General features: G+C 56.4%; 16 protein-coding genes. 11 read left to right on the plus strand and 5 right to left on the minus strand.

Annotated features, from left to right (window positions below; genetic code table 11):
* Positions 1-25 precede the first annotated feature (25 nt).
* Positions 26-466, plus strand: a complete 441-nt coding sequence (locus BM155_RS15360) for a type IV pilin protein (protein ID WP_074904052.1) — start codon at positions 26-28, stop codon at positions 464-466.
* A gap of 99 nt (positions 467-565) precedes the next feature.
* Here the strand turns inward: BM155_RS15360 and BM155_RS15365 are convergent, their stop codons facing one another.
* From BM155_RS15365 to BM155_RS15375, 3 genes are all read right to left on the minus strand, one after another.
* A complete protein-coding gene (locus tag BM155_RS15365; RefSeq protein ID WP_067151178.1) occupies positions 566-1135 on the minus strand; it encodes a GspH/FimT family pseudopilin in 570 nt (189 codons plus the stop codon).
* A 323-nt stretch (positions 1136-1458) separates the two neighbouring features.
* Positions 1459-2868 (minus strand): sigma-54-dependent transcriptional regulator, encoded by a 1410-nt coding sequence (locus tag BM155_RS15370; RefSeq protein ID WP_067151180.1) that lies wholly within the window; start codon positions 2866-2868, stop codon positions 1459-1461.
* Between the two features lie 122 nt (positions 2869-2990).
* Positions 2991-4586, minus strand: coding sequence for a sensor histidine kinase (locus tag BM155_RS15375; RefSeq protein ID WP_083421230.1), 1596 nt, complete (start codon positions 4584-4586; stop codon positions 2991-2993).
* A gap of 91 nt (positions 4587-4677) precedes the next feature.
* On the opposite strand from BM155_RS15375, the gene BM155_RS15380 reads away from it, so the two are divergent.
* Positions 4678-6306, plus strand: a complete 1629-nt coding sequence (locus BM155_RS15380; protein ID WP_074904060.1) for an NAD+ synthase — start codon at positions 4678-4680, stop codon at positions 6304-6306.
* 30 nt (positions 6307-6336) lie between these two features.
* Here BM155_RS15380 and BM155_RS15385 read toward each other — a convergent pair whose 3' ends face one another.
* Positions 6337-7281 carry an outer membrane protein assembly factor BamD gene (locus tag BM155_RS15385; protein ID WP_067151189.1) on the minus strand — a complete coding sequence of 315 codons (945 nt, stop codon included), beginning with the start codon at positions 7279-7281 and terminating at the stop codon, positions 6337-6339.
* A 112-nt stretch (positions 7282-7393) separates the two neighbouring features.
* Between BM155_RS15385 and rluD the strand changes: the two genes are divergently transcribed.
* The 5 genes from rluD to BM155_RS15410 all read left to right on the plus strand — a co-directional run bounded on the left by rluD (position 7394) and on the right by BM155_RS15410 (position 16879).
* Positions 7394-8377 carry a 23S rRNA pseudouridine(1911/1915/1917) synthase RluD gene (rluD, locus tag BM155_RS15390; protein WP_067151192.1) on the plus strand — a complete coding sequence of 328 codons (984 nt, stop codon included), beginning with the start codon at positions 7394-7396 and terminating at the stop codon, positions 8375-8377.
* Positions 8378-8381: 4 nt separating this feature from the next.
* Positions 8382-9146: a peptidoglycan editing factor PgeF gene (gene pgeF / locus BM155_RS15395; protein WP_067151195.1), complete on the plus strand. Its 765-nt coding sequence runs from the start codon at positions 8382-8384 to the stop codon at positions 9144-9146.
* A 265-nt stretch (positions 9147-9411) separates the two neighbouring features.
* Positions 9412-12015 carry an ATP-dependent chaperone ClpB gene (gene clpB / locus BM155_RS15400; protein WP_074904074.1) on the plus strand — a complete coding sequence of 868 codons (2604 nt, stop codon included), beginning with the start codon at positions 9412-9414 and terminating at the stop codon, positions 12013-12015.
* Between the two features lie 326 nt (positions 12016-12341).
* Positions 12342-13472: an efflux RND transporter periplasmic adaptor subunit gene (locus BM155_RS15405; protein WP_231902442.1), complete on the plus strand. Its 1131-nt coding sequence runs from the start codon at positions 12342-12344 to the stop codon at positions 13470-13472.
* A 359-nt stretch (positions 13473-13831) separates the two neighbouring features.
* A complete protein-coding gene (locus tag BM155_RS15410; RefSeq protein ID WP_067157338.1) occupies positions 13832-16879 on the plus strand; it encodes an efflux RND transporter permease subunit in 3048 nt (1015 codons plus the stop codon).
* Positions 16880-17015: 136 nt separating this feature from the next.
* Here BM155_RS15410 and BM155_RS15415 read toward each other — a convergent pair whose 3' ends face one another.
* On the minus strand, positions 17016-17483 hold the full coding sequence (locus BM155_RS15415) for a DUF4124 domain-containing protein (protein ID WP_067151201.1): 468 nt from the start codon (positions 17481-17483) through the stop codon (positions 17016-17018).
* Between the two features lie 458 nt (positions 17484-17941).
* Between BM155_RS15415 and BM155_RS15420 the strand changes: the two genes are divergently transcribed.
* From BM155_RS15420 to pssA, 4 genes are all read left to right on the plus strand, one after another.
* Positions 17942-19678: an acetolactate synthase 3 large subunit gene (locus BM155_RS15420; protein ID WP_067151204.1), complete on the plus strand. Its 1737-nt coding sequence runs from the start codon at positions 17942-17944 to the stop codon at positions 19676-19678.
* Between the two features lie 12 nt (positions 19679-19690).
* On the plus strand, positions 19691-20182 hold the full coding sequence (gene ilvN, locus BM155_RS15425; RefSeq protein WP_067151207.1) for an acetolactate synthase small subunit: 492 nt from the start codon (positions 19691-19693) through the stop codon (positions 20180-20182).
* A gap of 36 nt (positions 20183-20218) precedes the next feature.
* The gene (gene ilvC, locus BM155_RS15430; protein WP_067151210.1) at positions 20219-21244 is read left to right on the plus strand and encodes a ketol-acid reductoisomerase; all 1026 of its coding nucleotides are present in this window, start codon (positions 20219-20221) and stop codon (positions 21242-21244) included.
* A 112-nt stretch (positions 21245-21356) separates the two neighbouring features.
* Positions 21357-22244, plus strand: coding sequence for a CDP-diacylglycerol--serine O-phosphatidyltransferase (gene pssA / locus BM155_RS15435; protein ID WP_067151213.1), 888 nt, complete (start codon positions 21357-21359; stop codon positions 22242-22244).
* Positions 22245-22882 lie beyond the last annotated feature (638 nt).

The raw sequence follows: 22882 nt of genomic DNA on the forward strand, positions 1-22882 counted from the left end.
CTGATCACACTGACAGAGTGCAATTATGAAAAGACAAAATGGCTTTACGTTAATCGAGTTGATGATCGTGGTGGCGATTATCGCAGTGTTGGCTGGAGTGGCATGGCCGTCGTACCGAGAGCATGTGCGAAGTGCAAACCGTGCCGATGCCCAGGGTGCATTGATGGGCCTGGCGCAGGCAATGGAAAAACATTTTACACAAAATGGTACTTATGCTGGTTCACATACTGGTGGCGTTCCAGATATTTTCCCTAGCCAGGCGCCGCTAGATGGTGGTAATAAAACGTACAATTTACGCATTACAGATGCCGATGCTGAGGGATATACTCTGCAGGCAACCCCGATTAATGGGCAGGATGGTGATGGTAAATTGGAGTTGAGATCATCCGGTGTTCGGGCCTGGGATAGGGATGATAATGGCGCTTTCGATAACTCTGAGATGTGCTGGAGAAAGAGCTGTAGTTAGCTAGGGAGCCGAGGTAACTTACGCAGTTACAGTTCTGTTTTGCTGGTTTTCTGATAATTGGCGGAGTGCTACTCCGCCAGGGAAACACTCATTGAGTGTTTAGTTTTTTGCATCACAGGTCAGTGGAGATCCGCTGCCATTTTCTACAATACCGTCTCCATCCCGGTCTTTTCCGAAATAGGGGCGGCCGATAGTGTTTAAGATAATAAACCAGCCGTATTTTTCTTCGCCTCCAGGAGGGCAGTATTTAAAATTTCCACTTTGTGCCGGGGTTGTGCCATTTGGGCGAAAAGTGATAAAACCTTTATTGTTGAACGCGTTCCAACTCAAAGTGGCGCCATCTTCCAACTTTGATAGTGTGCGTTCAATTTTTTCAGAAGCGTCCAGTTCTCCATCTCTGTCATTGTCTGCAAATAAAATTGCGCCATATGCCCAGTCTTTTCCGCAACTACTGCCATTTTCGCTTGGACATAATGTGTAGCTTTTATGCTCACTGTATGCCTTGGTGCGCATTAAAATGAGTAATTCGAAAAGTTCCCGACCTTTGGCTTCGCTCTTGTAACGCCGGGTGAGATCGCTAAAGGTAGGTAAGGCGTAAGAAGCAACAATTGCAAGGATGGTAATGCTGAGAAGCAACTCGATAAGAGTAAATCCTAAAGATTTCTTCACAGTACAAACTCCTCTTCCTTGAGTTTGCATTAGCATACCGATTGCAGGAAAAAAGCCAATTACAGGCTATTGCAGTACGAACGTTCTAGTCCGCATTTACAGTAATCGTGGAAGAATCTCTGATTAATTCACCCTATGGAAGCGGAGATATTTAGCTTTCAGATGAGAATCATCTGCTGATGAGGTGGACATTTAGAAACTGTTGGATGCAGGATACAATCCGCGGGAGCTACGGGGCGCTCGTACGTTGTCGCAATATTCATCTTATTACTTGAGTCCCCAAGGTCTACTTACCGCACTCACGCAAATTAATCAAAGCTTCCTTAATCTTCCAATCCCAATTTTTTCAGCCGGTACCGCAGGGAGCGAAAACTGATGCCAAGCTTTTGAGCTGCGGCGGTTCTATTCCAGCGGGTTTCGTTCAAAGCTTTCTCGATGGCTTCTTTTTCAATTGCCTGGAGGAAGCTATCCAGGGAGCCGTAGTGGCTTGGGTCGAACTGGCCGGGATAGGTCTGGGCTGCGGCAGGCTGGGAAGGGGGACGGGGAGGAGTCGGTTGTTCTGCGCTACGTGTTGCTGACAGCGCCTCCCGCTCCAAATGCAAATCCTGTGCGCGAATAATCTGTTGGTCGCTCAGTGTAAAGGCGCGCTCCAGGGTGTTTTCCAGTTGGCGCACGTTGCCGGGGAATTGATAGTTCTTTAACGCTTCCATCGCCTCTGCAGAGAGGTGGGGAGGGGAAACACCGGCATTGGTGGCGATGCGCTGCATAATGGTTTGTGCCAGGAGAGGGATATCTTCTTTGCGCTCACGCAGTGGGGGCACAGTGATTTCAATAACGTTGATACGGTAGTAGAGATCGTTGCGGAAGCGACCTTCGGCCACTTCCTTGGCGAGATCTTTGTGGGTAGCACTGAGAATACGGACGTCTATCGGTACCTCCTGACTGGCGCCGATTGGGCGCACGGATTTTTCCTGTATCGCGCGCAGCAGTTTAACCTGCATGTCTAAAGGGAGGTCCGCCACTTCATCCAGGAAGAGGGTCCCGCCTTCGGCGGCCTGCATCAGACCGGGTTTGTCTCTGTGGGCGCCGGTGAAGCTGCCCTTTTTGTGACCAAAAAATTCGCTTTCCATCAATTCCGCGGGAATCGCGCCGCAGTTGATCGGCACAAAAGGTTTGTCGGCGCGTGGCCCTTGGGCGTGGATGGATCGGGCTGCCAATTCCTTGCCGGAGCCAGATTCTCCGCTGATATAGATAGGGGCATCGCTGCGTGCCACCTTGGCGATTTGGCGGCGCAACTCCCGCATCTTTTCGGTTTCGCCGAGCAATAGGTGATCAGAATTTGGTTTTTGCGTATCAGTGCGCTTGTGGTTCAGGCGCAGCGCCAATTGCACCAGACTACGCAGTCGTTCCAGATCCACCGGTTTGCTGACGAAATCAAAGGCGCCCAGTTTGAGCGCCTTGATAGCGGTATCCATATTCCCGTGTGCGGTGATGACCGCCACCGGCAGATCGCTTTTATCTTGCGCTTGGATGTGCTCCACCAGCTGTAGGCCGTCGCCGTCTGGCAGGCGTATATCGGTGAGGCAAAAATCATAGCGATTCTCATCCAACAACCGCTGCGCCTCCCTCAGTGTGGCGGCGGTGTGGCAGTGAACGTCCATGCGCTGCAATGTCAGGGCTAGCAGCTCACAGATATCGGGCTCATCGTCGATGACCAGGGCCAAGGGTTCCATCTAGTTAGTAGTCGCGGTCTTTATTGCAGGATTCCTGAAAAATTGAAACTCGGTGGCCGATTATGGCAGATACTCTTTTCAAGTTAACGAAGGGTTAGATAAATAATTGCCCCTCTATTCTGTCAAAAAAATCTGTTTGAGTGTGCGAACTCTATCCGAAAACAGCTTTTATTGCTTGCTGTGCGGCAGTAGTAGAGGTTGGCCTGAATAGCCTCGCAGAGTTCCCGGGCAATATAGAGCCCCAGGCCACTTCCTCCATGGCCGGTGGTGAAAAAAGGTTCGAATATTTTGTCTTTGTGCTCCGGTAGCACGCCCTGACCGCTGTCGATGACATCGAGTACCGCGCAGTCGCTTTCTTTGTTGTGGTAAACCGCCAGTTCGACTTCCCGACGCCCGGTTGCAAGATGGGAGTGGTGCAATGCGTTGTTGCACAGGTTGGTAACCACTTGCGCCAGTTGCTGGGGATCAAAGCGGGCATTGACTGTCTGTTCAGAAAAGTGCAATTGAATGTTGGCATCGTCCGGAGCGCTGGCCCGATAATCCTGGACAAAAAGTTCAAGCCACATGCCCAGGTCGTGCAACTGTGGAGCGGCGGCGCGGCGGCGGGACAGCTGCATAATATTTTCGACGATTTCGTTTACCCGCTGGCTGTGCCGACAGATGATCCGGGTGAGCTGCCGGTCCTGTTCATTCAGGTGCTGGGATTCCGACAGCAGTTGTGCAGCGTGGCTGATGGCTCCGAGGGGGTTGCGTATTTCGTGGGCTATGGAAGCGGTTAAGTGTCCAAGGGAGGCGAGCTTGAGCTTTTGAGCCGCCTGGGTGAGCTTGCGGTTGTCTTCGATGAACACCAGGGTGCTGTCCCTATGTCCTCGGTGTAGCTTGGCAAAATTGAGGCGCAACTCGTTGCCATTAGCTGCGCGCATCAAGGCGCTGCTGCGGGATGTGTCACTGTTCCACTCGTCTACTATCCGATGCAGTTCCTGCCAGTACGGGGTGGCGGGCCCAGCCGGTCCGCCGAGTAATTGCCGCGCGGCCTGGTTGATCAGTTCGGGTTTGTCTGTGGCATCCAGCACCAACACACCGGTGCGCATGCGCTCTATGATCTGTTGCGCCAGCCGCTGCAGGTGTGCGGCCTGGCGGCTCTGCTGGTCGGCGCGCAGGGTCGCGCTGCGTATACGTGCCGAGAGATACTGCAGGGAGCTGACGGCAACAAAAAGCAGTACGCCGAGACTACCGGCGGAAACGATGTCCTGGGTACCGGCGTTACCGGCGAGCAGGCCGTAGAGTTGCTGGCCGATCACGCCGATGCTGGCAACGGCAGCGAAGAAAGCGCTCATGCGCCGGTCCAAAAGCAGGGACCCCACCGAGCAGTTGACCAGCAGCAGATAGCCGAGTCCGGAGTTGAGGCCGCCGCTGGCCTGTATCAGCAGCAGGAAGGTGAGAATGTCGCAGCCGAGAATCAGCCCGACTTGGCCCGCGGTAGTCTGGTAGGCATTGTGGCGCAGGTGCAAAAACCAGCCCAGATTGAGCGCGGTATAGGCAATCACAGTATTAAAATAGAGTGCCGGAGCGCTGTTGCCCACGGCTCCCTGACCCAGGTCGGAGGTAAAAATGCTCAGCAGAACCAGGGCTATGGCAACCCGGTAAAAGGCATAGACCCTCAGTAACTCTTGGTGTTGTAATGCGACTCCGCCAGTGTTGGTCAATGGACGGCTCAAGTTGTTTCCCCGATTACTCTTTTTGCGCAGTCACTGCTGTTGTCCCCCTGGTCACGGTACAATAGCCGCCTGTCCGGTCTGAGGTAAAACGATGTCTACTTTGCAGCTAGTGCTGGCACAAATCAATTCTTTGGTGGGGGATATTCCCGGTAACACCGCACAGGTGATCGATGTAACACGCCGGGCCTATCGGGACTTTGGCGCCGAGCTGGTGCTGTTTCCGGAATTGACGCTATGCGGTTATCCGCCGGAAGACCTGCTGTTGCGCCCAAGTATGCAGCGGCGTGTGGACGCCGCGCTGGCGCAATTGATGGCGGCGGAGCTTCCCTGTGCGATTTTGGTGGGTTACCCGAGGGTGGTAGCGGGCAAGGTGTTCAATATGGCGGGGTTGATTGTCGATGGTCGACTGTCCGCCGAGTACGCCAAGCAAAAGTTACCCAACTATCAGGTGTTCGACGAACTGCGCTATTTCGTTCCCGGTGACAAGCCCTGCGTCGTCGATATCAAAGGGATTCCGACCGCCATTTCGATCTGTGAGGACATCTGGCACCCGGAGCCGGTGGCACAGGCTGCCGCTGCCGGTGCCAAGTTGATGTTGAACATCAATGCATCCCCCTTCCACCGGGGCAAGGCCCAACAGCGGCTTGAATTGCTGGCGGGGCAGGCCAGGGCGGGGGATATGCCGGTTGTTTATGTGAATTGGGTCGGAGGTCAGGACGAGCTAGTGTTTGACGGTGGCTCCTTTGCTGTGGATGCCCAGGGCAAGCTGTGCGCAAGGGCGCCAGAATACGTTGAGAAGCTGCTGCCGGTCAGTGTTACCTACGAGAATGGCAAAGCGGCCCTAAAGCCCGGCGAGATTACCCCGGCCCTGGAGGATTTGGCCTCGGTCTATCAGGCGCTGGTGCTCGGCGTGCGCGACTATGTCAACAAAAATGGTTTTAACGGTGTGGTGTTAGGCCTGTCCGGAGGCATAGATTCTGCCCTGACTCTGGCGATTGCTGTGGATGCGCTGGGGCCGGAGCGGGTGGAAGCGGTCATGATGCCCTTTCGTTATACATCCGATCTGAGCAAGAACGATGCCGCTGAGCAGGCCAGGCGACTGGGCATTCATTACCGGGTGATCAGTATCGAGCCGGTATTCGACGCCTTCAGCCAAGCACTCGCTGACGAATTCGCAGGCACTGAGCGGGACACCACCGAGGAGAATTTGCAGGCCCGTTCTCGCGGTGTATTGCTGATGGCCATTTCCAATAAGAAGGGGGCTATGGTGCTGACCACTGGCAACAAGAGTGAGCTGGCGGTGGGCTACGCGACTCTCTACGGCGATATGGTAGGTGGTTACAACGCACTCAAGGATGTGCCCAAGACACTGGTGTTTCAGCTGGCCCGCTACCGCAACAGTATTTCCGAGGTGATCCCCGAGACCGTGATCACCCGCCCCCCGAGTGCAGAGTTGGCACCGGGACAGGTGGACTCAGACAGCCTTCCCCCCTACGAGATACTTGACCAGATATTGAACCTCTACATTGAAAGGGACTACTCGGCCGAAGACATTATCCGCCAGGGCTTCGAGCGGAACACGGTGGAGAGAGTGGTGCGCTTGGTGGATCGCAACGAGTACAAGCGACGCCAGGCGGCGGTGGGCGTGCGCATCTCTGAGCGCGGGTTTGGCCGCGACCGGCGCTATCCGATTACCAACGGCTGGAAAGCCGGGGAATGAGCGCGGGCAGTTCGCTGCCCGCCCCCGTTCTTACATTAGTTCTGGCGGCAGCGGCGCCTCTTCGCGTTGGTATTCAGGGTTGTATAGCTCGCGGCTGTCGAAGCCGCGGGGATCGGACTTCTCGAACAGGCCCAGAGTTATGCGGTGGATAAAGCTGCGGCCACTGGCCCCTTTGTAGTAGTTGTAATTGAAGCTGCCGTTGCGCAGGAAGGCCGGGTGATTGGGGTAGTTGGTGCGCAGTACCGATAGCGCACTGGCCTCCAGCTCCGGCATTTCCAGCAGGTGGTAGCTCTGTACCATTACCGCCAGGGCATCCGGTATCGCCGGGGTTTGCTGGAAGTTCTCCACCACGTAGCGGCCGCGGTTGGCTGCCGCCAAGTAGGCACCGCGTTTGAAGTAGTAGTTGGCCACGTGTATCTCGTAACGGGCAAGTAGGTTGCGCAGGTGGATCATGCGCTTCTGTGCATCCGGTGCGTAGCGGCTCTCCGGAAAGCGCGCCATCAGCTGCGCGAAGTGGGCGAAGGACTCCCGCGCCGAGCCGGGGTCACGGCTGGTCATATCGGTGGGTAGAAAGCGCTCGAACAGGCCGCTGCCTTCGGTAAAGGAGGCCAGCCCCTTCATGTAGTAGGCGTAATCCACATTGCGGTGCTGGGGATGTAGCCGGATGAAGCGGTCCGCGGCGGCGATGGCTGCGTCGTTTTCATAGTTGCGGTAATAGGCGTAGATCAGCTCCAGTTGCGCCTGCTCGGCGTAGTTGCCGAAGGGGAAATTGTCCTCGAGGGCGCGCAGGTTCTTGATTGCCAGGTCCCACTGACTGGATCTGAGCTGACGCTGTGCGGCCTCGTAGAAGGCCTGTTCGGTGCGATTGCCGGAGGGCAGCCCCTCTTCGGATTCATCGGTGCTGGCGCAGGCTACCAAAATCGTGGACAAGAGTACCTTGACCACGGTCAACCACAGCGTTTTTCCAGCCTGCATAGCCCCTCGCTCTATCATTATTACTTTCTACCTTTAAACTAGCGGCCAATTATAGGCAACCAACGGCCCGCCATTTAACCACATACGCGGAGCCGTCCAAAATATTTGACCCATGGCCGAACTTCTGAAACTGGATATTGACGTACCCGCCCGGCTTGCCGGACACAGGTTGGACCAGGCAGCAGCGGAATTAATTCCCGACTATTCGCGCGCGCGCCTGCAATCCTGGATAAAAGGCGGGCAATTGACTGTCGACGGCAATACGGCCAAGCCGAAGGACAAGCTGTTCGGCGGTGAGCGCCTGCGGTTGCGCGCCGAGCTGGAGCCCCAGGGGGAATGGCGTCCCCAGGCACTGGACTTACAGGTCGTCTTTGAAGACGACAGTTTGCTGGTGATCAATAAGCCTGCGGGTCTGGTCGTTCATCCTGCGGCCGGAAACCCCGACGGCACCTTGCTAAACGGTTTGCTGCATTACTGTCCGGCGCTGGAGCGGGTACCCCGCGCGGGTATAGTGCACCGGTTGGACAAAGACACCAGTGGCCTGATGGTGGTAGCCAAGACGCTTCCGGCACAGACCAGCCTGGTGCAGCAGTTAAAGGCGCGTACTGTCAGCCGCCAGTACGACGCCCTGGCTCAGGGCGCCATTAGCGGTGGCGGAACCGTGGACGCGCCCATCGGCCGCCACCGGCAAAATCGCTTGAAAATGGCGGTGCTGGACTTCGGCGGCAAAGAGGCGATTACACACTACCGGGTGCGGGAGCGATTTCGCACCCATACGCTATTGCGCTGCGCTCTTGCCACGGGGCGCACCCATCAGATCCGGGTGCATATGGCGTATATCCGCCATCCGCTGGTGGGCGACCCGCTCTACGGCGGCCGCCCCAGGTTGCCGCCGGAGGCCTCGCCGGAACTGGCTCGGGCGCTGCAGCAGTTCCCGCGCCAAGCCCTGCATGCGGCCGAGCTTTGCCTGCGGCACCCGCGTAGTGACGAGGAAATGCGCTGGCGTGCGCCGATACCGGCGGATATGCTGCGGCTGCTCGAACTGTTGCGCGAGGACGCAGGGACCGCTTCCGCAGCAGACGGTATAGGAATATAGAACCATGCCCAGCGAAAACTACCTCTTTCCACGCTGGCCGGCGCCTTCCAATGTGCGCGCGGCCACCAGCTTGCGCTCTGGGGGCACCAGTGGCGCACCTTATACCGCTTTCAACCTGGCCACCCACGTGGGGGATGATGACCAGTCGGTGGCGGACAATCGCAAACGCCTGCAGCGGGATCTGCGGCTCCCTGCAGAGCCCCAGTGGCTGGAGCAAATCCACAGTGACAGAGTTGTGCCGGCCCGAGCCGATGGTCTGGTGCGCACTGCTGATGCCAGTTTCGCAACCAGCCCAGGTGCGGTGTGCGCAGTGCTCACTGCCGACTGCCTGCCGGTGCTTTTTTGTGATCAATCCGGTACCCGGGTGGCTGCGGCGCATGCCGGCTGGCGCGGACTGGCTGGTGGCGTACTGCGGACCAGTGTGGAGGCGCTCGACTGCGACCCGGCGGAACTACTGGTGTGGCTGGGTCCGGCCATAGGTCCGCAGGCGTTTGAAACCGGTGTGGATGTGCTGGAGGCTTTTTTTGAAAATGCACTCAGTGGCGCGCACACGGAAGCAATTGCCCAGTGCTTTCGTCCTCACACGCAAAAGCCGCTGCATTTTCTCGCGGATATATACGCCCTGGCGCGCGCCGAGTTGCACCAGCTCGGCGTGGATGCCATTTACGGCGGTGACCGCTGTACCTTTACGGAAGAAGCGCATTTTTATTCCTACCGGCGTGACAAAATCACTGGACGCATGGCCACTCTGATCTGGCTGGAAAACTGATACAGATCAATCCTCTCTACGGCTGGATGGCGGATGATTTGCCTGTGAAGCCTCTGATACTTGTCTCTTGAGTTTTTCTCTCGGGCCTAAAATCAAGGCGTGGAATGATCAGAGGATTCCCGTACCTTTCCCTCTGCGGAAGGCTTTGGGCGCCGGGTGTGATACGCCTGTATTTTCCGCCCGGATTGAAAATCGCTGTGCCGCCCGCATATCGGTAACCAGACTGAATCAATATGTCGTCGAACAGATCCAGAGAGGGTTTTCCGTGCGCATAGATAGAATGACGAACCCGCTGCAAGCGGCGATTGCCGACGCCCAGTCCCTCGCCGTTGGCCGCGATCACAACCAGATTTATCCCGAACATTTGTTATTGGCGCTGCTGAATCAGAATAACGGCAGTGTCCCCGCTTTTCTTTCTCAGGCCGGTTTTAATCTCAACGGTCTGCGCAACGATTTGGCAAAAAGGCTCGATAGTTTGCCCACGGTAGGTACGCCCACTGGCGATGTCGGTATGTCGCAGGAGCTGGCGCGGCTGTTTAATTTGGCGGACAAACGGGCGCAGCAAAACGGTGACAGTTTTATTGCCAGCGAAACTGTATTACTGGCCGCTTTTGACGCCGCTGCCGGTGAGGTGTCAAAAATCCTCAATGCCAACGGCGATGTCAAACAATTGCAGGCGGCCATTGAAAAAGTGCGCGGCGGTGAGAAAGTCAATGATGCCGGTGCTGAGGACGCGCGTCAGGCTCTGGATAAATACACTTTGGATCTGACAGAGCGCGCCGTGGCAGGCAAGCTGGATCCTGTGATCGGCCGCGACGATGAAATCCGTCGCACCATCCAGGTTCTTCAGCGGCGCACCAAAAATAATCCCGTCTTAATCGGTGAGCCGGGGGTAGGGAAGACCGCCATCGTCGAGGGGTTGGCGCAGCGTATCGTCAACGGCGAAGTTCCCGAAGGCTTGAAAGACAAGCGATTGCTCTCCCTGGATCTCGGCGCGCTTTTGGCCGGAGCCAAGTTTCGCGGTGAATTCGAGGAGCGCCTGAAAGCGGTGCTCAACGAACTCTCCAAGCAGGAAGGGCGCGTTATCCTGTTTATCGACGAACTGCACACCATGGTGGGCGCCGGCAAGGCCGAGGGCGCCATGGATGCCGGCAATATGCTGAAACCTGCGCTGGCCCGCGGTGAATTGCACTGTGTCGGCGCCACCACCCTGGATGAATACCGCCAGTACATCGAAAAGGATGCCGCCCTTGAGCGGCGCTTCCAGAAGGTGCTGATTGACGAGCCAAACGAAGAAGACACCATCGCTATTTTGCGTGGGCTTAAAGAGCGTTACGAAGTACACCACGGCGTCGATATCACCGACTCAGCCATTATCGCTGCGACCAAATTGTCCCAGCGCTATATCACCGATCGCCAATTGCCAGACAAAGCCATCGACTTAATCGACGAGGCTGCGAGCCGTATCCGTATGGAAATCGATTCCAAGCCGGAAGAGATGGATAAACTGGACCGGCGTCTGATTCAGCTGAAGATAGAGCGCGAAGCGGTAAAAAAAGACAAGGACGACGAGGCGGCACAAAAGCGTTTGGCCAAGTTGGAAGAGGAAATCCAGAAACTGGAAAAGGAATACGCCAATCTCGAAGAGGTATGGAAAGCGGAGAAGGCTCAGCTGGCAGGCAGCCACGATATCAAGGAAAAGCTGGAGCAGGCCAAGCTGGATATGGAAGCGGCGCGCCGCGCCGGCGACCTGGAGCGGATGTCGGAATTGCAATACGGATTAATTCCGCAATTGGAAGGACAATTGAAAGCCGCTGCCGAAACCAAGGGTGATGAAGACTTGCGCCTGTTGCGCAACAAGGTCACCGAGGAGGAAGTGGCGGAAGTGGTTTCCCGCTGGACCGGAATTCCTGTGGCAAAAATGCTCGAGGGCGAACGGGAAAAACTGTTGCGTATGGAAGAGGCGCTGCACAAGCGCGTAATCGGGCAGGGCGAGGCGGTAGCCGCGGTGGCCAACGCCGTGCGTCGCTCCCGCGCCGGTCTTGCCGATCCCAACAGGCCCAACGGCTCATTCCTGTTCCTCGGCCCCACCGGTGTCGGAAAAACGGAGCTGTGCAAGGCATTGGCGCAGTTCTTGTTCGATACCGAGGACGCCATGGTGCGTATCGATATGTCCGAGTTTATGGAGAAACACTCAGTGGCACGCCTGATTGGTGCGCCGCCCGGCTATGTGGGTTATGAGGAAGGTGGCTACCTGACTGAGGCGGTGCGGCGCAAGCCCTACTCAGTGATACTGCTGGATGAAGTGGAAAAAGCGCACCCGGAAGTTTTCAACATCCTGTTGCAGGTACTCGAGGACGGTCGCCTCACGGATGGTCAGGGACGCACCGTGGATTTCCGCAACACGGTGGTGGTGATGACCTCCAATTTGGGGTCCGACTTGATCCAGAAGTATGCCGCTGACCGGGATGCGGACGAAGTGGACACAGAAATCCGGTACCGGCAGATGAAGAGTGCGGTGATGGATGTGGTAAGTGGCCATTTCCGGCCGGAGTTTATCAACCGCATTGACGAAGTGGTGGTCTTCCACCCGCTGAATCAGGCGGAGGTGCGTTCTATCGCCGAAATTCAACTGGCGGCTATGCGCCGCCGTCTCGCCGAGCGGGATTTGCAGCTGGAAGTCTCCGAAGCGCTGCTGGACAAGCTGGCCGAAGTGGGCTTTGACCCCGTCTACGGTGCCCGCCCTCTGAAGCGTGCGATACAGATGTGGCTGGAAAATCCCCTGGCGCAGGATGTGTTGGCGGGCAAATTTGTGCCCGGCGACACTATTCATGCCGAACTGGATGGAGACCGGGCGGTGTTCCGTTGAGGTAACCCTGACAAATCCGCCTGAGTGCCGTTAGTGCCGGGCGCTCAGGCGTGAATCTCGCTTTGCGAAACACGCGATCCATTTCTGCGAAACCACCGGCTACTGCTCAGTAGCCGGTGGTTTCGCACTATCCTTCCCTTCGCTCAAAATTTTCATATTACGCGGCGCGTTGCTAAACCCACGGCATGTATTGTTTTCCTGACGTCGAGCGAGTGTGATACAGCGGCAGTCTCCAGGCGTAAATAGCCATTTGTTTATAAACTGAATTTTGTTGTTCGGCGAAAGAGTCGGCCGATGCCGAAATCGCAATTCAGTGGAATGGCACTGTGTCTCGGGTTTTGAACAAACGCATGCTGCTGATGCTCCTCGGCTGCCTGCTGTTGTTCGGCGGTATTTTTGCTTTCAAATATATCGGCCTTGTCATGATGAATCGCGCTTTCGACAGTATGCCACTGCCGCCGGCAACAGTGACTTCTTTTACCGCGGAGGTGCAGGTCTGGCAGGAGACGCTGACTGCGGTGGGAACGCTACGGGCGGTAAATGGTGTGGAGGTCACCACGGAAGCGCAGGGCATCGTCAGCGCCATCCATTTTAAGTCGGGGCAGTCGGTCGAAAAAGGGGCCTTGTTAGCGGAGCTGGCCGCGGAACCGGAAATCGCCCAGCTTCAGGTACTGGAAGCGGAGCTGCGGCTGGCGCGGCGCAACCATCAGCGGGTCAAGGCTCTGCACGCCAGAGGCGTCACCACAGAAGCGGATCTGGACGCCACCCGCAGTGAGCTGGAGCAGGTTCTGGCTAATCTGGAAGTCCAGCGCGCCACTATTGATAAACGTCAAATCACCGCGCCTTTCAGCGGGGTTTTGGGCATCCGCCGCATCGACTTGGGGCAGAATGTTAACCCGGGGGAGGCCGTGGTTTCCCTTCAGCAGCTGGACCCGATTTACGTCGATTTTTTTCTGCCGGAGCGGCACCTTGCCAAAGTGGCGTTGGATCTGCCGATAACTCTGGGAACCGACGCCTTTCCCGGCAAAAAGTTTCATGGGCGCATTACCGCCATAGACCCCAGTGTGGATGCGGCCAGCCGCAATTTTCTGCTTCAGGGCACACTGAAAAATCCGCAACACCGGTTGCGCCCCGGTATGTTTGCGGATGTAGCGGTGCAGATTGACGCCCGGCGAAAGGTCTTGGTGGTGCCGCGCACTGCGCTGATGTTCGCACCCTACGGTACGGCGGTGTTTATTCTGCGCAAGAGCGATACCGGTGACAGCATTATTGCCCGCAAGCGTTTCGTGAAGACCGGGGAAGAACGCGGCGATCTGGTGGAAGTCGTACAGGGCTTGCGGGCGGGTGAAGTCGTGGCGAGTAGCGGTCTGCTCAAACTGCGCAACGAGGGTGCCGTGATCATTGAAAATGAAAACCGTCCGCCCGCCGACGCGGATCCGAAGCCGGAAAATAGTTAGTGGGCCCGTAATTAAACCGCACAAGAGCTGCGGCTTGTTTCGGGGCGCTCAGGCAAAGGGATAAGTATTGCGAAAATGCACGAGTATGTCCCGGCGGCTTCGCCGGATATCTCCCTATTTCCGACGGTTTCAAAATGCCCATCCCATCACTTGAGCTTCTCATCAGGCCTCGGCGTCAGCGTCAGGGAGGTTCCTTAAGGGAACCCTGAAACCATAGTGGCACTGGGCCCGCCTGTTGTCCGGCATTTGCTCAGTTATATTTTCTCATTGCTGCTTTCCATCCGGGTGCAGAGCTTATTCGTTGCCTGAGCGCGGATTAGTCAGCGGTTTGCCGAAGTCGGGATGGCTTGGGAAAAGGCGTGAATTTTACTGAAATTTTTATCCGCAAGCCGGTGCTCGCCTCAGTGGTGAGTTTGTTTATTTTCCTACTTGGCCTGCGCGCGGCCACGGAACTGAATGTGCGCCAGTATCCGGAGCTGGAAAATGCGGTGATCACTGTCACCACAGTGTACGTCGGTGCTGACTCAGACTTGGTGCAGGGGTTTATCACCACGCCGCTGGAACAGGAGATCGCCACCGCGGATGGTATTGATTACATGGTGTCTACCAGTGTCCAGGGCATCTCAACCATCCAGATCTATGTGGATTTTGATTACGATCCCAATGAGGTGTTGACCCAGGTGGTGGCCAAGGTCAACCGGCTGCGCAGTGAATTGCCGGAAGAGGCGGAGGACTCCAGTGTGGATATGGCGCTGGGGGAATCCACCGCAGCTATGTATTTATCCTTTTCGTCAGACATTCTCGATAACAATCAGATCACTGACTATCTGACCCGCGTAGTACAGCCCAAGCTATCGACCATTGCCGGTGTGCAGCGTGCACGTTTGCTGGGCAATCGGACCTTTGCCATGCGTATTTGGTTGAGGCCTGCCGATATGGCCGCGCAGGAGGTGACTCCAGCCGATGTGAGTGCGGCGCTCCGGCGCAATAATGTCCTGTCCGCAGTGGGTGCCACCAAAGGTGCCATGGTGGCTATGGAAATCCGGGCTAAAACCGATATCGCCTCGCCAGAGGCTTTTCGCAGTCTTGTTGTACGTGCCGACGGCGACCGTCTGGTGCGTCTCGGCGACGTGGCGGAAGTCGAGCTGGGGGCGGAGTCTTACGATACCTCTGTTTCCTTTAATGGCCGACCGGCCACTTTCGTCGCCATAGAAGTGGCGCCCGATGCCAATTCGCTGGATGTGATCCGGGTAGTCAGGGAAACCCTGGAGCAGGAGATTTTTCCGCAATTGCCCGAGGGGATGATTGGCGATATCCCTTACGACAGTACGGAATATATTCAGGATTCCATCGACGAGGTGATGAAGACCATCGTCGAAGCGGTGCTGATTGTGATTCTGGTGATCTACCTGTTTCTCGGCTCCCTGCGCAGCGTTTTAATCCCCGCGATAGCGGTGCCACTGTCTCTGGTGGGAGCGCTTTTTCTGATGTTGCTGATGGGTTTCTCCATCAATCTTCTGACGCTGCTCAGCATGGTGCTAGCTATCGGCATAGTAGTGGATGACGCCATTATTGTGCTGGAGAACGTGCACCGGCATATCGAGGAGGGCATGGTGCCTCAGGAGGCGGCGATTGTTGGTGCGCGTGAGTTGGCTTGGCCGGTGGTGGCTATGACCACCACCTTGATCGCCGTCTACTTGCCCATCGGATTTCTCGGCGGTCTCGTCGGCACTTTGTTTATCGAGTTCGCGTTTTCTCTCGCCGGTGCGGTTCTGTTGTCTGGTGTGGTGGCTTTAACTTTGTCACCGATGATGTCGGCCAAGATCCTGCGCCCTCGCACAGGGGGTGGCAACCGGCTGGAAAAGTGGTTGGAAATGCAGTTCAACCGCTTGCAGGAAAGTTACAAGAGCAGCTTGCACAGTGCGTTGAACGATCGCTTGGTGATTCTCCTCTTTGGCGCCATCGTCCTGGTCAGTTGCTATTTTCTGTTTGTATCTTCCCCCAGAGAGCTGGAGCCTGCCGAAGACCGGGGCTTGGTGCTGGCGATCTCTTCCGCCGATGCTTATGCAACCCTGGACTACCTCGAACAGTATACGGCGGAGTTGACACAAATTGCCGAGCGTCACGATGAAGTGGCCAATTTTTTCCTGCTCAACGGTGTCGGCGGTACCAGTAATGCCACCAATAGCGCCGTCGCAGGGTATGTGCTCGCCCCCTGGAATCTGCGCGACAAAGACACGGCGGAGATGCAGGCGGAGATCAGTGCAGAGGTGGCGCAGATTGCCGGGCTCAAGGTGGCGGTTGTGGTGCCACCGAGCCTGCCGACCGCGGGTGGCCGCCTGCCGGTGGAATTTGTAATCGGCGCCACCGAGCCGGTGGAGCGCCTCGCCGATTTGGCCGATGAAATCATGGCGCGAGCCATCGCCAGCCGTAAATTTATTTTTGTCGATTCGGACCTGAAGATCGACAAGCCGAAAATTATCGTCGAGATCGACCGGGACAAGGCGGCGGCCATGGGGGTGAGCATGGCCGACATCGGCCGCGAACTGGGCGCCATGCTGTCCGGGGCCTACATCAACCGCTTTTCTCTGGACAACCGCAGTTACAAGGTGATTCCGCAAGTCGTGCGGGTAGAGCGGCTCACGGGGGAACAGTTGGAAAACTATTATATCCGCGCGGTCAATGGTGACCTGGTGCCAATTTCCACGCTGGTCAATCTGCGTGAAACTGTAGAGCCGCAACAACTTAAGCGCTTTCAACAGTTGAATGCGGTGACCATCTCCGGTGTGCCGCGCCCCGGTATTACTCTGGGAGAAGCGCTGGGTGTGTTGGATCAGGCCGCCCGCGAAATATTGCCCCAGGGGTACTCGGTGGATTACGCGGGCCAGTCGCGCCAGTACAAGTCTGAAGGAGGGGAGTTGGAGATCACCTTTCTTTTTGCCTTGATTGTGATCTATCTCGTGCTGGCCGCGCAGTTCGAGTCCTGGCGGGACCCACTGATTATGCTGGTGACAGTGCCTATGAGTGTCTGTGGGGCCATGATTTTTGTCAGTCTCGGCTTAACCACACTGAATATCTACACCCAGGTGGGATTAGTGACACTGATCGGTGTCATTTCCAAGCACGGTATTCTGGTGGTTGAATTTGCCAATAAACTGCAGGAGCAGGGCCACTCCAAGCGCGAGGCGATAGAGCAGGCCGCCAGTATTCGCCTGCGCCCCATCCTGATGACAACTGCATCGCTGGTGTTGGCGATGGTGCCTTTGCTGGCCGCTGCCGGCCCTGGCGGCGGAGCCCGCTTTGCGATGGGCCTGGTGGTCGCCAGCGGTATGACAATTGGTACTCTGTTTACACTGTTTGTGGTGCCGGCGATGTATTTATATCTAGGCAGGGATTACGGTTATTGAGGAGGAAGAGCGGTTCAGCTTTGGGGAATCTTTGATGGGGTTGCCCGGCACTGTTATCCATTGCGGGCGCTAGCGCTGAGAGCTTCCACCTAGGGCAGGAAGTCTCAGCGCTAACGACAATTTCAGCGGTTACGCTTTAGCAGTTTTCCTGAATGGTTTGCTGCATGCGCCGGATTCGCTCCTGGCGTTCCTCCTCAGGTAGTACCCGCATCTTGCCATCGGCTCCCAGTTCGCGTATGCGGCTGTGGGTGGTCAGTTCCTGCAGGTTAGACTGGGCCATCCGGCAGCGCTGCGCGCGCACAGCTTCTTGGGCCTTGGTGAGGGCTTCATTTTGCTGTTGTTCCGGCTGTGCCTTTGGGGCGGCCGCCACATTTTTTTCACTGGAGGTGGGTTCTTCGGCCGGGGTGGGGTTGAGTGCTGCCTGTTCCGCCTGCCACTGCTTATAGCGTTCTGACTTGGGTTTCTTTACCACTTCGACGGATTGCTTTTGCGGCGGCTGGGAGCCGAAGTGCACCACGCCGTTTTCATCCACCCATTTGTAAATACCATCGGCCCGGGCGGCGAATGCCAGCGCTGAGATCAATATCGCTATAGCGAAGCGCATAGTTGCTCCTCGGTTTTTGTGGTGTCCTTTAGTGGCATTGTACCGGTCTGTGCGCGCTTGCCTACAACTCCTTTAACACTTTGGCTAATGCAGCGTTACTCTATTGACAGCCGGGATTCAGTTTGCAGAATCAATCGCTCCCTCGGCGACTGGAGTTTTCCGCATATCCGCGGTGCCCGCTCCGGCCCGGCGGGCCAAACGCCCGCCACCTCTTGTCGAGAACCCCTCCCCACCCAGGAGGCCTGCGAGTCCGCACGACTCCGGTTAATGCCGGTGTCGGCTCGCGCGCACTGGCCAAGCCGATAGAGCCATCCTAAAAGTCGGCGGGCGATTGCGCAAAAGGCTGATATTTATCATTGATTTCCTTTACAATCGCCTTTTGTTTTTCTCATTGGCTGGCCTAGCTTGCCCTTTGAGAGATGTTTGTCCTATGAATCGCGAAATTTGAGGGGGCTTTTGTGGAATTACTCTCCGGCGGCGATATGTTGGTTCGCGCGCTGCAGGATGAAGGGGTGGACCTGATCTTCGGATACCCCGGAGGTTCGGCGTTGCATATTTACGACGCCATTTTTCGCCAGAAGAGCATCAAGCACATTCTGGTGCGGCACGAACAGGGTGCCACCCATATGGCGGATGGTTACGCTCGCGCCACCGGCAAAGTCGGTGTGGTGCTGGTGACCTCTGGTCCGGGCGCCACGAATGCGATTACCGGTATCGCCACAGCCTATATGGACTCTATTCCAATGGTGGTGATTTCCGGCCAGGTGCCAACGGAAAAAATTGGCGAGGATGCCTTTCAGGAAACCGACATGGTCGGCTGCTCGCGGCCGATCGTGAAGCATAGCTTCCTGGTAAAAAGCGCCGAAGAGATCCCCGAGATTGTCAAAAAAGCCTTCTATATCGCCAGTACCGGACGCCCCGGGCCGGTGGTGATCGATGTCCCCAAGGATGTCACTAACCCGGCGGATCGCTTCCCCTACCGCTATCCGGACAAATTGCGCATGCGCTCCTACACTCCGGCCGGAAAGGGGCACAGCGGGCAGATCCGCAAGGCGGTGGCGCAGCTGTTGTCCGCCAAGCGTCCGGTGATCTACGCCGGTGGTGGTGTGGTGCAGGGCGGGGGTGCCGAATTGTTGACTGAGCTGGCGCGCCGTCTGAATTTTCCCGTGACCAATACCCTGATGGGGCTTGGTGCCTTCCCCGGCAGTGACAAACGCTTCCTCGGCATGCTCGGAATGCACGGCACTTTCGAGGCCAATACCGCCATGCACCACGCGGATGTGATCCTGGCGGTGGGCGCGCGTTTCGATGACCGGGTAACCAACACACCGGGCAAATTCTGTCCGGGGGCCAAGATTATTCACGTCGATGTGGACCCGGCCTCTATCTCCAAGACGATTGTGGCGGACATACCGATTGTCGGCACCGTGCAGTCCGTGTTGAGTGAGATGCTGGAGATACTCAAGTCTTCCGATGAGCAGCCGGACCAGTCGGCTATTGTCGACTGGTGGCGTCAGATCGACGATTGGCGCGAGCGCCACGGGCTTTATACGGCACCGCGCTACCGCACCGATGGTGCCCTGATCATGCCGCAGGAGGTGATTCGAGCGGTATATGAAATCACGGAAGGCAACGCTTTTGTGGCCTCCGATGTGGGGCAGCATCAGATGTTTACTGCCCAGTATTACCTGTTCGACAAGCCGCGTCGCTGGATCAATTCCGGCGGACTGGGAACCATGGGGTTCGGTTTGCCGGCGGCGCTGGGGGTGAAAATCGCGCACCCGGATGAGGAAGTGATCTGCGTCACTGGTGAGGGCAGCATTCAGATGTGTATTCAGGAGCTGTCCACCGCGACGCAATACCATCTGCCGGTAAAAATTCTCTGCCTGAACAACCAGGCCCTGGGAATGGTGAAGCAGTGGCAGGAAATGCAGTACGAGGGGCGCCTCTCGAACAGTGTTTATGAAGAGTCTCTGCCGGATTTCGTCAAGCTGGCCGAGGCCTATGGCCACCTCGGAATGAAAATTGAGCGCCGAGAGGAGCTGTACGACAAACTGCGCGAAGCGTTTGCGATTAAGGACCGCACCGTATTTATCGACGTCTATGTGGACCCGTCCGAGCATGTCTACCCGATGCAGGTGATGCCGAATGGCTCCATGCGGGATATGTGGTTGAGCAAGACGGAGCGGACTTAGGGAAGTAATACGATGCGCAGAATTATTTCAGTCCTGATGGAAAACGAACCCGGAGCGCTTTCCCGGGTAGTGGGTCTCTTTTCCCAGCGTGGTTACAACATTGAAAGCCTGACAGTGGCACCTACAGAAGATGCCAGTTTGTCGCGCCTGACGTTGGTCACCATTGGCGATGACCACAAGATCGAGCAGATTACCAAGAATCTGAACAAATTGATTGATGTGGTTAAGCTGGTGGATCTTACGGAAGGGGCGCATATCGAGCGCGAACTTTTGCTGGTCAAAGTGCGGGCCAGCGGTGCGCAACGCGATGAGATCAAGCGTAGTGTGGATATTTTTCGCGGCCAGATTGTGGACGTCACTAGCAACATGTACACGGTGCAGGTGGCGGGTACTAGTGAAAAACTGGATGCTTTTCTGCAGGCGCTGGGCGAGCACACCATTATGGAAGTGGTGCGCTCCGGAGTTTCGGGTATAGCCCGCGGTGAAAAAGTATTGAGTGTTTGAACTGTTATTAAACCGATGTGAAATAGGAACTGAGTAATGCAAGTTTACTACGATAAAGATTGCGACCTGTCTTTAATCCAGGGCAAAACCGTGGCGATCATCGGCTACGGCTCCCAAGGGCACGCCCATGCCAACAATTTGAAGGATTCCGGTGTAAAAAACGTGGTTGTCGGTCTGCGTAAGGGGTCCAGCTCATGGGCCAAGGCGGAGAAGGCCGGGCTGCGTGTGGCGGAAGTCCCCGACGCCGTGAGAGACGCCGATGTGGTAATGATACTGACGCCCGACGAACACCAGGCGCAGATCTACCGCGAAAAGGTGGCGCCCAATTTGAAGTCCGGAGCGGCGCTCGCGTTTGCGCACGGCTTCAATGTGCATTTTGAGCTGATCGAGCCACCCAAAGACGTCGACGTAATCATGATCGCGCCCAAGGGGCCGGGCCATACAGTGCGTTCCACCTATCTGGAAGGTGGCGGTGTGCCGACATTGATCGCCGTCTATCAAAATGCCTCTGGCACGGCTAAGGAACTGGCACTGTCTTATGCTTCTGCCAACGGTGGCGGCCGTTCCGGCATCATCGAAACCAACTTCCGCGAGGAAACCGAAACGGACCTGTTTGGTGAGCAGGCGGTTCTGTGTGGCGGTGTCTCCGCGTTGGTAACGGCGGGCTTTGAAACCTTGGTGGAAGCGGGCTACGCGCCGGAAATGGCCTACTTTGAATGTCTGCACGAATTGAAGTTGATCGTTGACCTGATGTACCAGGGCGGCATCGCTGACATGCGCTACTCTATTTCCAATACCGCCGAGTACGGCGATTATGTCACTGGGCCACGTATTGTGACCGAAGAGACCAAAGCGGAAATGAAGCGGGTGTTGAAAGATATCCAGACTGGTAAGTTCGCTAAGGACTTTATGCTCGAATCTCAGGCCGGCCAGCCGCGCCTGAAAGCGGAGCGCCGGATTTCCGCCGAGCACCAAATTGAAGAAGTCGGCGCCAAGCTGCGGTCCATGATGCCCTGGATCAAAGCCAACAAAATCATCGACAAAACCGAAGGCAACAGTTGATCGGTTAGGGTGAGATAAAAAAGGCGGGGGAAGCCCCGCCTTTTTTGTTATGTGCGCACCTTCTGTAATCGCTGTACACTCGCCGGCTGCACTATGCATCTGTGGAGTAACTATGAGCGACAAAGGGGAAGAAAAGAAATCCGTGGCTGAGGGCTGTGAGCCAAAGGTTCCGGCTGAGGAGCTGGGGCTGCCTGTCGATGAGCATATCGAGGAAGAGGTCTCAGCCAGTGGTGCGAAAGTCCGCGCGCGCGGTGTTTACCTGCTACCGAACCTGATTACCACCGGAGCCCTCTTCAGTGGCTTTTACGCGATCATCGCCGGTATGAATGGCAGCTTTGAGGCGGCGGCCATTGCCATATTTGCAGCCATGATCCTAGACGGCCTCGATGGTCGCGTTGCGCGCCTGACGGACACCCAGAGTGCTTTCGGAGTACAGTATGACTCTCTGTCGGATATGGTCTCTTTCGGCTTGGCCCCCGCACTGGTTGTGTTCGGCTGGGCTTTGGACCTGCTGGGTAAGTTCGGGTGGGCGGCAGCCTTTCTCTACGCTGCCTGCGCAGCCCTGCGCTTGGCCCGCTTCAACACCCAGGTGGACACCGTCGATAAGGGCGTCTTTATCGGTCTTGCCAGTCCCACCGCTGCGGCCATTGTGGCAAGCATGGTTTGGGCCGGCCACAACACTGATGTAGGTATTGGCCTGGCCGTGGTTGCCGCGGGGGTAACGGTCATTTCTGGCTTGCTGATGGTCTCTAATTTTCGCTACACCAGCTTCAAAAAGGTCGACTTCAAGGGGCGGGTGCCCTTTGTGATGATGTTGGCGGTGATATTGATCTTCAGCTTGGTGACCATAGACCCGCCTCGGGTCTTGCTGACAATCGCTGTCATCTATACAGCATCCGGTCCCGGGCTGTGGTTGTGGCGGTGGTCGCGCTCGAAATCAGCCATGGGCGGTGCCACAGGTAAGGAGGAGGGGCGTCAAGCGGAGGATAATCAGGAATAAGCTGACACCCATTGGGTTTCAGCGGCCTGCAAGGCTAAGCTTAAAGACTGGGCGAAAGGCTGCAGATTGCCGCTCTGCAGGAAATTTTAACGATGTCGAAAAAAGTGCTTGCAGTGCGTCCCGACAACCCGTATAGTTCGCGCCCTCGCTGCTGAGGAATCGGCGGCGGGGCAGCTCCAAGTGATTGATTTTCTTAAGAAAATTTTTCAAAAAAGGGGTTGCCAAGGTCGGAGAGGTCGCTATAATGCGCGCCACTTCGAACGGAGCCGGAAGGGGCTTCGGGAGGTTTTAAGAGCGGCGTTGGCCGCGAATTGAAGCCTCAAAAAAGTCTGCAAAAAAAGCACTTGCTTAAGCAGATCGGATGTGTAGAATACGCGTCCCACGGTTAAGGCCAGGCGCCTAACCGAGTTGTTTAAAAAGTCGATCAAGCAATATGTGTGGGTGCTTGTGGGGCGATGGATCGATCATCTGGTTTCGGCCAGAGACAGATTTATCGGAAGCAAGCAACTCATGTCAATGAATTGCGCGTAATTCCGAGCAAGACTTAAGTCTGGAGTGAGAGATTATCTCACGAAGGGCGACTCTTTAAACTGAAGAGTTTGATCATGGCTCAGATTGAACGCTGGCGGCAGGCCTAA

The sequence above is a fragment of the Microbulbifer thermotolerans genome (assembly GCF_900112305.1).
GTDB classification, from domain to species: domain Bacteria; phylum Pseudomonadota; class Gammaproteobacteria; order Pseudomonadales; family Cellvibrionaceae; genus Microbulbifer; species Microbulbifer thermotolerans.

Coding starts and splice junctions, on each gene's coding strand:
- pgeF (WP_067151195.1), top strand. CDS start 8,382: ATGCCCAGCGAAAACTACCTCTTTCCACGCTGGCCGGCGCCTTCCAAT.
- BM155_RS15380 (WP_074904060.1), top strand. CDS start 4,678: ATGTCTACTTTGCAGCTAGTGCTGGCACAAATCAATTCTTTGGTGGGG.
- ilvC (WP_067151210.1), top strand. CDS start 20,219: ATGCAAGTTTACTACGATAAAGATTGCGACCTGTCTTTAATCCAGGGC.
- ilvN (WP_067151207.1), top strand. CDS start 19,691: ATGCGCAGAATTATTTCAGTCCTGATGGAAAACGAACCCGGAGCGCTT.
- pssA (WP_067151213.1), top strand. CDS start 21,357: ATGAGCGACAAAGGGGAAGAAAAGAAATCCGTGGCTGAGGGCTGTGAG.
- BM155_RS15360 (WP_074904052.1), top strand. CDS start 26: ATGAAAAGACAAAATGGCTTTACGTTAATCGAGTTGATGATCGTGGTG.
- BM155_RS15370 (WP_067151180.1), bottom strand. CDS start 2,868: ATGGAACCCTTGGCCCTGGTCATCGACGATGAGCCCGATATCTGTGAG.
- BM155_RS15415 (WP_067151201.1), bottom strand. CDS start 17,483: ATGCGCTTCGCTATAGCGATATTGATCTCAGCGCTGGCATTCGCCGCC.
- rluD (WP_067151192.1), top strand. CDS start 7,394: ATGGCCGAACTTCTGAAACTGGATATTGACGTACCCGCCCGGCTTGCC.
- BM155_RS15385 (WP_067151189.1), bottom strand. CDS start 7,281: ATGCAGGCTGGAAAAACGCTGTGGTTGACCGTGGTCAAGGTACTCTTG.